Source organism: Mycoplasmopsis synoviae ATCC 25204, from assembly GCF_000969765.1.
In the GTDB taxonomy this organism is placed as follows: Bacteria; Bacillota_I; Bacilli_A; order Mycoplasmatales; family Metamycoplasmataceae; genus Mycoplasmopsis; species Mycoplasmopsis synoviae.
The window spans coordinates 632,475-647,510 of sequence record NZ_CP011096.1 but is presented as its reverse complement, the minus strand read 5'-3'; the positions used below and the strand labels follow the sequence as shown (position 1 = coordinate 647,510).

The 15,036-nt window shown below is 27.5% G+C and carries 10 protein-coding genes; all 10 read right to left on the bottom strand.

Translation table 4 applies throughout. The features are described from left to right. Nucleotides 1-5: 5 nt before the first annotated feature. The 10 genes from mip to VY93_RS02775 all read right to left on the bottom strand — a co-directional run bounded on the left by mip (nucleotide 6) and on the right by VY93_RS02775 (nucleotide 14,876). Entirely contained in the window at nucleotides 6-2,399 is a 2,394-nt protein-coding gene (mip, locus tag VY93_RS02820; protein WP_020002972.1) for an Ig-specific serine endopeptidase MIP, read from the bottom strand. Nucleotides 2,400-2,487: 88 nt separating this feature from the next. Then, a complete protein-coding gene (locus tag VY93_RS02815; protein WP_020002971.1) occupies nucleotides 2,488-2,922 on the bottom strand; it encodes a 23S rRNA (pseudouridine(1915)-N(3))-methyltransferase RlmH in 435 nt (144 codons plus the stop codon). Continuing rightward, entirely contained in the window at nucleotides 2,912-4,750 is a 1,839-nt protein-coding gene (gene mnmG, locus VY93_RS02810; protein WP_020002970.1) for a tRNA uridine-5-carboxymethylaminomethyl(34) synthesis enzyme MnmG, read from the bottom strand. The genes VY93_RS02815 and mnmG overlap by 11 nt, the downstream gene beginning before the upstream one ends. Next, complete coding sequence (locus VY93_RS02805) at nucleotides 4,743-6,689, bottom strand: ABC transporter ATP-binding protein (RefSeq protein ID WP_020002969.1); 1,947 nt, start codon at nucleotides 6,687-6,689, stop codon at nucleotides 4,743-4,745. Before VY93_RS02805 ends, mnmG begins: the two co-directional genes overlap by 8 nt. Continuing rightward, nucleotides 6,682-8,460, bottom strand: a complete 1,779-nt coding sequence (locus VY93_RS02800; protein WP_020002968.1) for an ABC transporter ATP-binding protein — start codon at nucleotides 8,458-8,460, stop codon at nucleotides 6,682-6,684. The genes VY93_RS02805 and VY93_RS02800 overlap by 8 nt, the downstream gene beginning before the upstream one ends. Nucleotides 8,461-9,175: 715 nt before the next feature. Continuing rightward, on the bottom strand, nucleotides 9,176-9,625 hold the full coding sequence (locus VY93_RS03870) for a hypothetical protein (protein ID WP_051245053.1): 450 nt from the start codon (nucleotides 9,623-9,625) through the stop codon (nucleotides 9,176-9,178). Between the two features lie 246 nt (nucleotides 9,626-9,871). Further along, nucleotides 9,872-11,827: a type 2 periplasmic-binding domain-containing protein gene (locus tag VY93_RS02790; RefSeq protein WP_020003029.1), complete on the bottom strand. Its 1,956-nt coding sequence runs from the start codon at nucleotides 11,825-11,827 to the stop codon at nucleotides 9,872-9,874. Then, nucleotides 11,827-12,672 (bottom strand): ABC transporter permease, encoded by an 846-nt coding sequence (locus tag VY93_RS02785; protein WP_020003028.1) that lies wholly within the window; start codon nucleotides 12,670-12,672, stop codon nucleotides 11,827-11,829. The genes VY93_RS02790 and VY93_RS02785 overlap by 1 nt, the downstream gene beginning before the upstream one ends. Next, nucleotides 12,665-13,516 carry an ABC transporter permease gene (locus tag VY93_RS02780; RefSeq protein ID WP_020003027.1) on the bottom strand — a complete coding sequence of 284 codons (852 nt, stop codon included), beginning with the start codon at nucleotides 13,514-13,516 and terminating at the stop codon, nucleotides 12,665-12,667. Before VY93_RS02780 ends, VY93_RS02785 begins: the two co-directional genes overlap by 8 nt. Further along, nucleotides 13,497-14,876, bottom strand: a complete 1,380-nt coding sequence (locus VY93_RS02775) for an ABC transporter ATP-binding protein (protein WP_020003026.1) — start codon at nucleotides 14,874-14,876, stop codon at nucleotides 13,497-13,499. The genes VY93_RS02780 and VY93_RS02775 overlap by 20 nt, the downstream gene beginning before the upstream one ends. Nucleotides 14,877-15,036 lie beyond the last annotated feature (160 nt).

The following is a 15,036-nucleotide window of genomic DNA, read 5'->3' as shown; positions in this document are numbered from 1 at the left end:
TTTTATTAGCTTGTACCTTCAGGTAAAACAACTGGATTTGTAATTGTGCTTCCGTATTTTTTGTTTTGATCTGTTAGCGCTTGAACACCACCACCTGTGTTGGTAATTAATCCAGCTTCTTCTGGGTTAGAGCTATTGGTAAAGTTAATTAAAGCATTAGTTCTAAATTTATATTCTTCAGGAATAACATTTACTCCTGAGGTAAATAGATTTGTAGTTTCGCCATTTTTTAGAATCTTAGCTAAAGCCTCTCTATATGATGTTCTTTGATCTTTTCCACCACCGTAGATTAAATCGTATTGTGGAAGATTATATGATCCATAAACACCACCATAGTTAGCTCCTTCACTTCTAAAAGCTTGAATTAGTGAAGTACCACTACCGGCTCCGGCTCTTATAGCGAAGTTAATTCCTAAAACTTCATTATTTAAATCTCTAAGAGATGATCCTGAAGCTCCAGGAGCAGGTCTTCATGATTCAAGTGAATATGCAAGACCATAGTTTAGATAATTACCTTGTTGATATGATGAAGTTTTATCTTTAATTTGTTTAATGTTAAAACCAACACCTTTATTAATTACTGGGTTTGTAATAAATAAATCGTATATACCAGGATATTGAACAAAGTTTCTTAAAATCATTGAACGATTTAATCTATTTCCAAATTCTTGGTAGAAATTTCTTCCTTTTTGAGGTTTATTTGTTCATAAACTATTATCATTTTCTGCTAATAATATTCCTTCACGACCAGCATATTTAGCAGGAAACTCTGCTCTTAAATTAACTAAATCATCTTTTGCAATAGGATAACCAAGTGAAACAAAGTTAGCAACAATTCTACTTACTTGAAGTTTTTGTTTATTTGCATCGTTTGTTACTGTAACTTTTTCGTTTGTTAAATCTTTGTATTGATAGAAAAGAGAGTTTTTAGCAAATTTAATTTGCTTATCTTGCTTTTCAGTAGATGCATATGCATTAGTCATGACTCTAGCTAATTCTTGAGCTGAATTAACTGTCATTTCTTTTGCAGGTTTATCACCAACACTATTTTTTGTGTATTTAAATTCACCAGTTACTTTTGAAAAATCTATTTCTAAAACTGCAAAATCAGCCATTTCTTGGTTGTTTAAATAATCTTTGTTATGAGTTGATGTTGTGTCTAGATAATCTTTCGGAGAAGTTTTTAGAAAATCGTTAGCTGTATAAACAATATTAACTGCTGAAGCAGGAAGAGTTACAAATTTCATTCTGCTATCAGCTGAAACAGTATTAAGTGATGTTTGAAGCGGAACATCACTATCTAAAATAGCTAATGTTACATTTTTTGTAAGTCCAGAAATTTGAGCATTTAAATCTTTAAGTTTCTTTTGTAAAGGAGGAGCTAATTCAAAATTTAATTGATCTGCTCTTGCTTTAAGAGCTTGATCATTTTCATGTTCTTTTGTTTGAAGTTTTCTGTAAACCTCATTATATTCATTTTGTAATTCATCTATTTGCGCTTTAACTTTTCTAGCTTCTTTGATTAGAGGTTTTTCTCTTTCTTCATCATAGATACTTGTAAAGTCAGATCCAAATGAATCAGTTTGAGATTTAGTAAATGTTAAATCACCTATAACGTGTATGTTAGTTGCGATATATCATTTTGTAGGGTAAGATGAATCAGTTGGTTTTACGTAGTCTAAAATTCATGCTGTACCTTTGTTTGATTTTAATGTATTTTTACCAGTACCTTCAATATCACCTTTAACTTCATTTACATAATCACCTTTAACTTCATTTACATATGAAATTGAATAAGTTTGAAGAGCAGTATTTTTATATAAATCGTTTGGTAGAAATCTTGATCTTCCATCAAAACCACTTTGTTCTGAATTTCAAAATCCTAAAGCAGGGCCCGAAACATTAGGTGAAATTTCTAATCCAGAACCTGAATATGTTGTAAATCCTTTTAAATAAGAAGTTACAAAATCAGGAAGTCCTAATTTAGTAGCTTTATCATCGTAAGCTTGTACTGTTCCAAAACCATTTTTAATATCTGAAGGAACAAATTCTTGCTTTGGATCTATGTCATATTGGCTTTTTAGTCCGTTTAAATATGCTTTGTTGTCGACTTCGTATCTTTTGGCAATTGATAGTTTTGTATAATCGGCTCAACTACCTACTAGTTTAGATTGAACTGGATCGATGCTTCCGTATGTTCGAGGCGAATCACCACCTTCACCGGGCCCTCCAATAGTAGGAGGTAGATCTATAATTCCACCGTCTTTATTTCCGTCTTTAGGATTAGTTGGTTTTTTTTCTTCTTGTGGGGCGCCACAAGACATTGCTGCAGCTGTTGATAATATTGAGGCTGCAATTAAGGATGAAAAAAATATTTTTCTTTTAATTTTATTTTTCATTTTTTACCATTATTTTTCTATGTATAAAATTATAAACTTTTTTAAAATAATGGTTTATTTTTTTGGTTATTTTAAAAAATAAAACACCTTATTTGTGATACTTTAAATTATTTTTAATAGTAAAGGCTCTATATATTTGTTCAATTAAAATTACTCTAAATAGTTGATGAGGAAAAGTTAGTTTTGAAAATGAAATTTTGTTTTCAAAATAACTTTCAATAACTCCATTAGATCCACCAATTACAAAAGTGATATTTGCATCATTAGTAATAAGCTTTGAAAACTCTTCAGAGGAATAATTTTTACCTTTAATGCTAAGTAAAAATACTGTTGAATTTTTTGGGATTTTAGAAAGAATTTCCAGAGTTTCTTTTTCTTTTTTTACTTTTAAATTTTTTAAAGTATTTTCTTTAATTTCAATTAAATTAAATTTAGAAAAAGCAAAAATTCTCTTTGCATATTCATCAAAGAGTTTTTGAAAGTCTTTTTCTAATTTTCCAACTGCAATTAAATTAATTGTCATATTTCTTATAAGTTTTTAAATGGAAAATTAGCATTTGAATATCACTTGGATTAATTCCACTGATTCTATAAGCTTGGGCTATGGTTTCTGGTTTAATTATTTTTAATTTATCTTTAGCCTCTGTTGCTAAATTTAAAACTTTATCGTAGTTTATATTATTTGGAATTTTAATTTTTTCAAGATTTTTCATTCTTGAAGCATCTTGTTTTTGTTTTTTAATATAACCTTCAAGTTTTATTTTAATTAAAAGTTCATTTTGATATTTATAGTTTTTTAAAATATCTTTTGGATTAATTTCAGGTCTAAGAAGAAGTTTTAAATAACTAGTAGCTTCTTTTATGTTGTATTTTTTAGCTATATTAGAATTAGTTGATAAATATTTTTTAGATAAATAATTTATTTTGCTATTTATGTTTTTATATTTCTTTTGAATTTGGCTATATTCATCTTTGCTAATTAGCCCTAATTTATAACCGTATTTGCTTAGTCTATAATCTGAATTATCATGTCTTAAAAGAAGGCGATATTCAGCTCTTGAAGTTAGCATTCTATATGGTTCTTTAGTTCCTTTAATAACTAAATCATCAATTAAAACACCAATATAAGCATCGCTACGGTTTAAAACAAGCGGCTTTTTGTTTTTAAGTTTTAGCGCTGCATTAATTCCGGCAATTAACCCTTGCGCGGCTGCTTCTTCGTATCCACTAGTTCCATTGATTTGACCAGCTGCAAAAAAGTTTTTAATTACTTTAGTTTCTAAAGAATGTTTTAAATCTAAAGAATTTAAAGCGTCATATTCAATTGCATATCCATACTTTTGAATTTTTAAATTTTCAAGTCCTGGAATTGTTTTTAAAAATTGCATTTGAATATCTTCAGGCATACTAGTTGAAAGACCATTTAAATAAATAATGGTCTCATCTAAAGTTTCAGGTTCGAAAAATACCTGATGACGATTTCTATCACTGAATCTAACAACTTTATCTTCAATGCTAGGACAATATCTAGGACCAGTTCCTTTGATAAGTCCTGAATACATTGATGATTTATCTAAGTTATTTAAAATAATTTCATGAGTTTTTTCATTAGTATAAGTTAAATAACAAGATACTTGTTGGTTTAATTTTTTATTTGATCTATTTGAAAAATTTAAATCATTTGTATCTAAAATTTCTTTTTCAACTTTTGAAAAATCAATTGATGATTTATAAATTCTAGCTGGAGTTCCAGTTTTAAATCTTTGAAGTTCAAAACCTAATTTTTTAAGTGACTCGGAAATTTTATTTGTAGTTTTTTGTCCATCAGGACCAGATACCGTTACCGAACTTCCTCTTAAAATTTGAGAGTTCATATAAGTTCCGGTAGTTAGCACGCAAACCTTTGCAAAGATTTCCTCTCCAGTGCTTAATACTACAGATTTAAAAACTTTTTTATCTGCTTTAATTTCGTATACGCCAGCTTCTATTAAAGTAATATTTGAGTTTTTTTGCAAGTCTTCACGAATTAATTTTGAATATTTTTCTTTATCAATTTGTGCTCTAATGGCTCTTACTGCAGGTCCCTTTGAGTCATTAAGCATTTTGATTTGAATCATGGCTAAATCTGAATAATAACCTTGAATACCACCAAGGGCATCTATTTCACGAGTGATTATTCCCTTAGCAGGCCCTCCTATAGAAGGGTTGCAAGGCATCATGGTTATTTTAGATAAATCGAAAGTAATTAATGCGACTTTATTATTACTTTTAGCTAAAGCAAAAGCAGCCTCGACTCCTGCGTGGCCAGCTCCGATTACTATTGCGTCAAAATTATTATTCATATTATTCATTTATAACTCTAGCTCAAAGTTGATAGTATTTTCCTTTTTGTTTGATTAATTCTTTATGGGAACCGCTTTCGATTATTTTTCCATTTTCTAGAAATAAAATTTTATCAACATTTTTAATTGTAGATAATCTATGTGCTATTGTAATTATAGTTTTACTTCGCATTAATTTGTTAAATGATTTTTGAATTATCTCTTCAGTTTTGGTATCGATATTAGAAGTAGCTTCATCTAAAACTAAAATATTAGTATTTAAATAAGATGCCCTAATAATTGAAAGCAGTTGTTTTTGACCTTCAGATAAACTAGATCCTGAATCCTTTAAAAAGTTTTGGTATTTATTTTCTGAAAGATTAGAAAAGTTATTTATTCCATATGATTCGGCTATTGAAAATACTAAATTTTCGTCATAATGCTCTGATCCATAGGTCATATTATTAATTATAGTATCGGTAAATATTGATGATTCTTGCATTACCATACCAATAGATTTTCTTAATGAATTTTTTTCAATGTCTTTGATATTAATTCCATCAATAAAAATATTACCCCTATTGATTTCATAAAATCTATTTAGCAGATTTATAATAGTGCTTTTTCCAGCTCCGGTAGGGCCCACTAAAGCAACTTGTTCACCAGGAGAAACTCTAAAAGAAACTCCATTAATTTGATTACTATTATCTTTGGTATTTTTGTAATTAAAATATACATTTTCAAAAACAATTTCACCACTTACTGGTTTGTATTCAACTTCATCATTTTCTTTAGTTATTTTTCAAGCTGAAATTCCAAATTTATTTTTAGCGTTTGTTTCTTTTCAAGTATTTTCATCAAAAACTATTTTTACAAGAGTTACTTTTCCAGAATTACTTTCTTCTGCAACATCAAATAAAGTGAAAATTTTTCTAGCTCCTGAAACTGCATTTATTCAAAGATTAATTTGTTGAAATACATCAGTTATAGGACGCGAAATTCCTCTAGCAGCTTGTGCTGAAGAAATTACAACTCCTAGAGTTAAACCTTTAACGCTAATCGGGAAGTTTTTATCAAGAATCATAAAAGCACCAAGGATTGCAATTAAAATAAAAGCAAAGTTTGCGATATTAATTGCTATAGGAAATAATAAATTCGAATAAGTAGTAGCTTTACGATCTGCCGATCTAAGTTCGGTGTTTATTTTTTGGTAATTTTGAATTACATTTTTTTCTTGTGAAAAAATTTTAACTTCTCTAATTCCTGAAAAATACTCTTCCGCAAAACCAGTTGATTTATTAATATAGTTTTGTTTTTTAATAAAGTTTTTACTTGAGTGAAATGTAAAAAAACCAGAAATTAGCAAAATAATAAGTAAAAAGAAAATTGTAATTAATGCAAAAAATCAGTTAATAAATAGAAGCGTAAAAAATAGTGAAAATGTTATAAAAATTGTATTAATAACATTAGGAAAAGCCCCAGTTAAAAACTGGCGCATAACGTCAACATTTGCAGTAAAGTTAGCTAGAATTTCACCTTTAGATTCTGAATTAAAAAATTCTAAAGGAAGTCTTTGCATGTGAGCATAAAGTTCTCTACGAAGTTTTCCAATAGTTTTAAAAGCAATGCTTATCATTATTCTTTGATAAAGATATTGACAGCTAGGAACAAGCAAAATAATAAAAAACGAAAGCGTCATTATTAAAATGAAATAGTTATCGTCAAATTTAAAATCAGGGTTATATTTTCCATTTATTAAAAATAAATTATCAGGTTGTTCAAATAAATTTTTAATAATTAAATTACCGATAAAAAATTGTCAATAAACTACTCCACTAGCTGTAATTAAAACAAGAAGAAATACTAAAAATAATTTAAATTTATTTTCCTTCATGATATATTTTGAAATTCTAATTAAACTTTGAAAGTTATTTAGAGGTTTTTTATTTTTAATGTTTTTACTATTCATCTAAATTACCTCAAGTTGTTTTTTGACTTTCGTTTAAATTAAAATATCATTTGCAATTTTCAAGTAAATATTTATGACTTCCTTGTGCTAAAATTTTTCCATTTTGCAGAACTATAATTGAGTCTAAATCTTTAAGTGAACTAATTTTTTGTGAAATTATAATTTTGGTTAAATTATTAATTTCACTATCTAAAGCTTTTTTAATTTGACTTTCTGTTTTAAAATCTATTGCAGAAGTGGCATCATCTAATATTAAAATTTTAGGATTTTTAAGAAGTGCTCTAGCGATTGAAATTCTTTGTTTTTGACCACCGGAAAAGTTGTTTCCTTTTTGTTCGATTTTATGATCAAAACCTTCATCTAAAGAATTTATAAAATCATTAATTTGAGCAATTTTGGTTGCTTTTTGCATTTGTTCTAAAGTTAAATCTTTAGAAGCTCATTTTAAGTTTTCTTTAATAGTTCCTGAAAATAAATTAGTCTTTTGTAAAACTAGTGAAATATTGTCTCTAATTTCATTTAATGAATAATTTTTTAAATCATTATCATCAATTTTAACTTGACCTTCAGTAGGATCATATAACCTAGCAATTAGCGAAATTAAAGTTGATTTTCCTGATGCAGTTTCACCGATTATTCCAAGACTTTGTCCGGCTTTAATTTCTAAATTAATATTTTCTAAAGCGTATTTAAAATCTGCTTCATCATATTTAAATGAAACGTTTTCAAATTTAACGCTTCCATTATTTATTTTTAATTTTGAATTTTCATTATAAGAAAGTGAAGGTTGAAGAGATAAAACTTCTTTGTTTCTTTTTCATGATGGAAATGAAGCAAAAAACACTCCAATAACTGCTATAAAAATTGTAAGCCCTGTAGTTATTTGTCAAATATATGCTGAAAATGAAAGAATATCACCAAACATAACATCACTACTTTGATTTCTAATTAAATTAACTCCATATAACCCGATAAAAGCTAGTGCACCAAAGACTATCCCGAAAAATATTGGTTGGTTAAAAGCTAATATTTTTTCAATTTTTATAAAAAAGTTTATAACTTTTTTATTAATAGCTTCAACTTTATTAGCTTCAAAATCTAGCGTTGCATATGACTTAATAGTTTTAATATTTGCAATGTTTTCTTGAATTTTTAGATTATATTTATCGTATTCTTTAAAAGCCATTCTAAATAAAGGCGCTACAAATTTTAGCGATACTAAAACAAGCACTACAAACGCAGGAATTGAAACCGCAAAAACAATTGAAAGCGTAGGACTTGAAATAATTGCAAGTACAAGCGGACCTATTATTAATACAGGCGCTCTAAAAAATGCAATCATCATAAAGTTATATGAATTTTGGATATTGGTAATATCGTTATTTAATCTATTTAAAAGTGCTCCTGTTGGAAATTTGTCAAATTCTTTAAATGAAAATTCTTGAACGTGACTAAATAATTTATACCTTAAGTTTTTAGCTAGCAAAGTAGAACCTTTAGATAAAAAGAATCCTCTTAAAAGACCAAAAGTTAAAGCAATTAAAGCTACGCCAGCTAGAATTAAAGCGTATTTTTTAATTTGCTCTATATATAATTTAGTTAAACCTAAATCAATGAGTTTAGAAATTAAAAATGGAATTAATATTTGAGTGATACCTTCTATAAATAAAAATAAAATTGTTAAAAAGAAGGTCGCTTTCATATTATAAAAAAGACTAAAAAATGAAATATTTTTAGAGTTAATATCTACTTTATTTGATTTTTTAATCATAAGAGTTAAATTTAAATTAAATTATACTAGTTTAAATTTGAAAATTTATAAAATTCATAATTAAAAAAGCCCTAATTTGTAGGCTTTTTCAACCCGTATTGTAAAGTGCAAGTTACCATTTACAATTTAATAAAATTGCCGATTTTTAAAAAGTCGGCTTTTTATTTTTTATTAGTTATTATTTTTTCTTTTTTGAGTATTTATGAATTTTGTTTCTTGGTACAAATCCTTTAGCTCTGGTATATAGTGGCATATCTTTAGGAATTGATTTCATAAATATTTGTTTCAATTATATTCATGAAACATTTCATTTGGCTGCTTTTAATTTTTTAGAAATTTTCTTCAAGTTAGATTTAATATGTTTTAAACTTTTCAAATTTCAAGGTCATCAATTTTTTCAAAGTTGGGGCTTTTTTTTAAATATCTTCGAATGTATTCGTTGATATTTTAGGTAGTTACTTTTTGATGTGAAGCATGAGGATCAGCTTTATAAATATAAATTTTAACCTATATCCTATATAGAAAATTAAGTTAAATTTTCAGCCTTGATCTATGGTAATGGATTTGACATTAAATTCAATAGCCTTTAACTAAATTCCAAAGTTCTAGATTAATGTTTCATGGATTTTTAGTCATTATTTTTTAATTAAAACAAATCTGGTGAGTCTTTCTTGGAAAACTAGTAAATGAGCCTTAGCTTCTCTTTTACCTTTGATTAAATCCGCTTCATAGTGGCCGAATTTTTTCTTTGAGCTATTTTAAAAGGCCTAACTCAGCGTTTTCTTACTAGTCGCTCTTGGACAGATTTTTGCTTTTTGCCGCCAAATACATAATTACTTCTAAGTAAATTTTTGCGATTTATTTTTCAATTTTTTGAATTAATTCAATTGTAAATCGTTTTAATTGAAGGACATTTAATGTTATAGTTACGCTTGATAAATTCCACAGTCCTTTCAACTGGAATTTCTTTGGCGTTATAAATTTTTAAGAATTTTTCTTCAAAGTCTTGGAATTTATAAATTTTAGATTTAAGTTTAAAGTGGTTTTTAGCGAATTCTAATGTCATGTTTTTTCTGAGCAAACTTGGCACCATAATCATATTCACTTGAGTTTTTCTAATTTCTTTAATCAATGAAGAATGACAAATTTCGAGATCTTTAGCCATTTTTCTAAGAGAAAAGTTAAAGTTTTGTAACAAGAATTCAATTTTTTGCGAATATCATAAGAAATTCGTTTATAATTTTTAAAGGTTTTAAATGAATGCTCTCTTGAGAGCATTTTTCTTTCTTTTAGTAGTGAGTTTTTAATAAAAAAACTCTCAAAAAATTAAAATTTTTTGAGAGAGGGGTGCATTGCACTTTACAATGTGGGATTAAAAAAGCCCTAATTTGTAGGTTTTTTCAATTATTAATTAAGATTTAGTTCTATTGTAGTAATATGAATCAACTAAGCTTTGTAGATCTTGTGAAATAGGTTCTATTCCTTTGTAATCTACTTCATCAGTTTTTACTATTTGGTAAATATTTAAAGCATTTTCGTCTTGACCATCAAGAGCTGATGCGAAATAATTTCTTTTTATAAATTCGTAATCGATATTTTGAGTTGGATCGTAATTTATATGATCGTAGTTATTTAAATTTAAATATTTTTCAGTAAGTAAGTCGCTATATTGATCTTCTGAAATATCAATAAACGCAAGCGCATTTGCAAGAAATTGACTTAGTGATTCTTTAAGTTCGCTATCTTCTGTTGAAGTTGGATAATAATCTTCGCTAGTTAAGTCTTCATAATTTTCATTAACTAAATTTACTAAATATTTATCTTCAAAATTATCTTGCTCTTCTAGCAGATCTTTCAGTGAATTATCTTTGTAAGCGCTAACTATTTTATCTAATAATTCGTCTTTATTGTCTTTTAGATAACTTAAGAAAATGCTTGGATAAGGATTTATTTTTTCTTCGAAATCTGCATCAGGATCATCTTGCATTTCATAAAAACTATCAAATTTATCTTTGTTTTTAGCTAAAGCTAAATTTAACATTGAATAATATTTATCAAGAGTTTCTGTTGCAGCAGATTGTTCAAAGTCATTATCTTCTGCAAATGATTCAAAGTTAATGTTACGGAAGTCTTTTCAATAATCTGCCACGGCGCTTTCGGTTAATACTTTTTGTTGAGTTTCAACTGAATCGCTATCGCTGATTAAATTTTTAGCAAGTAGGTCTTTATATTGAGTGTAGATATTTCCTACGTTTTTAATTCATGAATTTCTAAGCGTATCGTAGATTAATTCATTGGTTTCATCGTTATTAGTTGCTGCCACTACTAGTCCATCAACTAATAAAAGATTGTTTTTAAATTTAACAACTCTAATAGCTCCATCACCAACGCTTTCAAAGTTATCTTCTCCATAGTATGCATCGATTGCATCTCCGTTATACATTAGTGAAGAAGTAATGTCAAATCTAGTAGGATCTAGAAGTGTATTAACAATTTGAAGTCCATCACCTTCGAAGGTAATTTTTTGATTGTCTTTAACGTCGTTAGAGGTTCCATCTTTAATTAAATTAGTAAATGAATCGATTTGATTTTTGTAGTTATCAAAAGTTACATTACCGGTGTAGTTTTTATCAGTTGAGCTTCCATTTTGCAGCCTAGTATAAGCCGATCCATAAAGCATGTTATCTCTAACAGCATCGGTTCAAATTATTTCTTTGTAACCGATGAAATTAAGTATTTTTAAAAGATTAACCATTGAATTTTTATCTCCGGTTAAATTCATATCTGAATAAATTAAATCAAAGTTAGCTGAGCCATCTTCGAGCTTATATTTTTCAGGGATATTAACTTTTTTAATGTTGTATGCCAGAACTGCATCTTGAGAATAATATGGAAACATATATTCTCAAAGATATTGATCTTGGCTTTTGTTTTTGCTAATTTCATTTAGCGCTTTGGTGTAGTATTTATTATTAAAGTGATTTCAAATTTCAGGCTTTAAAATTAGTTGCATGAATTTTTGAAGAGTATTAAAATCTTTTAATTCAGGTACTCCGAAAAGTTTTGAATAATCGATTTTTTGAATGTGGTTATTTTTAACTAAATTAAATGCAAAGAAATCTGAACCAATTCCAGCAACGGCTTTATTATTTATTAAAGCGTTACTGAATTGTGAAATAGTATCAAATTGTTTATAGTCAAAGTTTTTATCAATAACTCTTAAATTTTCATCTGAAATATATGATTTATAGTTTCAAATACTTGGTTTATATTTAAAGTTAATTTTTCCAGCAACAAGACCAGAAATGGTAGCAACTCCAGCTAGGGCTGCACCAGAATAAAGAAGAACTTTTTTATTTAGTTTCATTATTTTTTCTTTCTTGCGTTAATAATAGTATAGATTACATTACCAACTAAAGTAATAATTAAAACTATAGAACCTAAAATTAAACCTCAAGTTTGAAAAGCTCCTTCATATAGTTTTGTTCCTAGTGTTGAAGTATTAGAAACAGTTCTAGCGATAATAAAGTCATCAATACTAAATACAAATGAAACAACAAAAGTCATTAATATTGATGGAAGCATATAAACAAAATAAGTTTTAAATCAAGAACGTAGTTTTGAATATCCTAAATCTTGTGATGCTTCAAATAAGTTGTTATTAAATTTATAGCTTCTAGGTAAACTAAGTGAAATTCCATAAGGAATAACCATTACAACGTGTCCTACTATTACCCGGAAAAATCCTTCTGAATCAGTTGCGGTAATTCCGAAAAATAAACCAAATACAAGTACAAGTCCAATTGCTGTAATGTTATCTGGATTGACAAGTGGAATATTAGAATTACTTAAAACTGCAGGTTTTGCAAGTTTATTTTTTTGACGATATAAAGCATAAACAGTAATTAAAGATAAAAATACGTTTATAAATCCAACGATGAAAGCTAGCAGGAAGCTATTAACAGCTGATGCGTCTCTACCGAAGTCAAAAAGATTACGTCAGTTTTCAAATGTTCCTTTAGTTCAAGTGGTATTGAATTCTCCTTTAGGAGTTTCTTGGTTAAAAGAAAATACAAGTCCAAAAAATAAAGGAATATAAACAGCTAGCAGAATCACATAAATATATGAACTTCTTAAAATAGTTTTTCAGTTTGAAAAATCACTTAAGTAATTTATGCTTCTAAAAACAAAGTTTTGATTATTTTTATTCATATACCGCTCCTTTTTTGAAGTGATAAATTACTTTAGGAACTATTAATATAAGTAGGTAGGTTCCGATAAATATCGCACTAACTACAATAACTAAAGCTGAACCACTAGATAAGTCAAATGGATTTCCAGGATTAATTTTTTCGTTGATTAATTCACCAATTAATTGATTTTGTGAACCATCTGGAAGAAGTTTTCGAGCAACGACAAAAGTAGTGGCGCTGGCTAAAAAAATCATAGCAATTCCACTTAATATAGCTTTAGTAGCATAAGGAATAATTACTTTGAAAAATGTTTTAAAGTTAGAGTATCCTAAATCGTTGGATGCTTCTACTATATTTTTAGGCATGTCTTTAAAAACAGAATATAAAGGCATGATCATAAGAGGTAGATTTAAATAAACTAAACCTACTACTATAAATCACTCTGAGTTTAAACTCTTTGGATCTCCTGCAAATAGTGCAAGGAATAATCCTTTAATTGAATAAATTCTAGCAATTGTAAAAATTGCAAGAGGACTAATTATTAAAGTTAAAGCGTAAATTTTAAAGAATTTATTTTTGCTCTTTGATACTCAATAAGCGTAAATAATTCCAATAAATAAACAAATAATTGAAGCTATAAAACCAAGTTTTAAGCTACGAAGAATAATGTTTCAAGTGTTACTTTTTTTAACTAAAAGTCAGTTATCAAAATTATTTTTAGGAGCAATTGAATTAACTAAAATTAAAACAATTGGCAGAAGAATTAGTAAAATCGCAATTACAAAAAATGGAATAAGTAAAATTAGTTTTTTGTTGAAAAATTCGCCTTTAAAAATTTTTGAATTAAAAATCTTTTTTAGCATAATCTCATTTAGGATCTTTTTTCATTAAATGAATTGAATCAATAGTTCAGCTTAAGTAAACTGTTTCATCAACAGCAAAATTTTTAGCTGTTTCAACAAAAATGTAATTACTGTCTTTTAATTCTACTTTTATATAGTAGTAACTTCCACGGTAGATAGATTCTACGATTTTACCTTTGATTTTATGTTTTGTATTTTGTGTTTGATTTACGATATCGATATCTTCTGGACGAATAAGTGCATCAACTTCTTCGCCAACTGCAAATTCATCTTCATCGTGAATTGTTTTAAATTCTTTATTTAATAATTCTACTTTTGAATCTTTTAAGAATTTAGCGTTAAAGATATTTGAATTTCCTATAAATTTAGCAACTCAAATATTTCTTGGATAGTCATAAATTTGTTTTGGAGTATCGTATTGTTCAATTTTTCCTTCACGAATAACTGCGATTCTATCTGAAAGCTCAAGAGCTTCATCTTGATCGTGAGTAACGAAGATAAATGTAAGTTTTAATTCTTGTTGAATTTGTTTTAAAAACACTTGCATTTTTTCTCTAATTTTAGCGTCTAAAGCTGATAGAGGTTCATCAAGAAGAAGAATTTCAGGTTCAATAATTAAACTTCTAGCAAGAGCTACTCTTTGTTTCATTCCACCAGAGAGTTCTGTAATTTTTTTAGTTTTATTATTTTGTAGGCCAACCAAATTAACAATTTTATCAACTGTTTGGTCGATTTCTTCTTTTGTTAATTTACGTTTGAAATATTTGTTTTTGAATTCTTCTGTTTTTTGTAAAACATAAGATTCTCAATATGAATATTTAAAATCTGAATCATCCAGTCATGTTTGACGTTTTTGGTGTTTATATGTTCCTGGTTTTAAAACTTTAAGCTCGTTTTCGTATTCTTCTTGAAGCTTGTCAAGATTTTTCATTTCTCTTTGAGCTTTTTCAGTTCAAACTTTAATTTTTCTTTCAAGAAGATTTTTGTGTTCTTCTTTTACGTTTTCTTTTGGAACTCTTTTAAGTTTGAGTCCATACATAATATTTCCTTCAACGTTTAGGTGAGGAAATAGTGCGTAATCTTGGAAAATAGTTGATAGATTTCTTTTGTGTGGCGATAAATCCTTAATATCAACTCCATTAAATTTAATTTCACCTCTAGTAGCTCATTCAAAGCCACCAATTAGACGTAAAATAGTGGTTTTTCCAGAACCTGAAGGTCCTAGAAGTGTTACAAATTCACCACGTTTAATATTAAGGTTAACATTGTCTAAAACTAGTTTTTCATCAAATTGTTTAACAATGTCAATAAGTTCAATAACGTTATTATTCTTAACGCTTTTCGTTGTATTATTTTGCAAAAAAAAGCCTCCAATGTTTAAGTTATTTTAGATATGAAAATAATGTACCTTTGGTACGAAATAAAATAAATTAAACTAAAGAGGAGGCTGTATTAAAAAGATCCATGCTATACTCATTTACATCTTGATTTAAATCAGGATAATGTAAATCAGAAAAAAC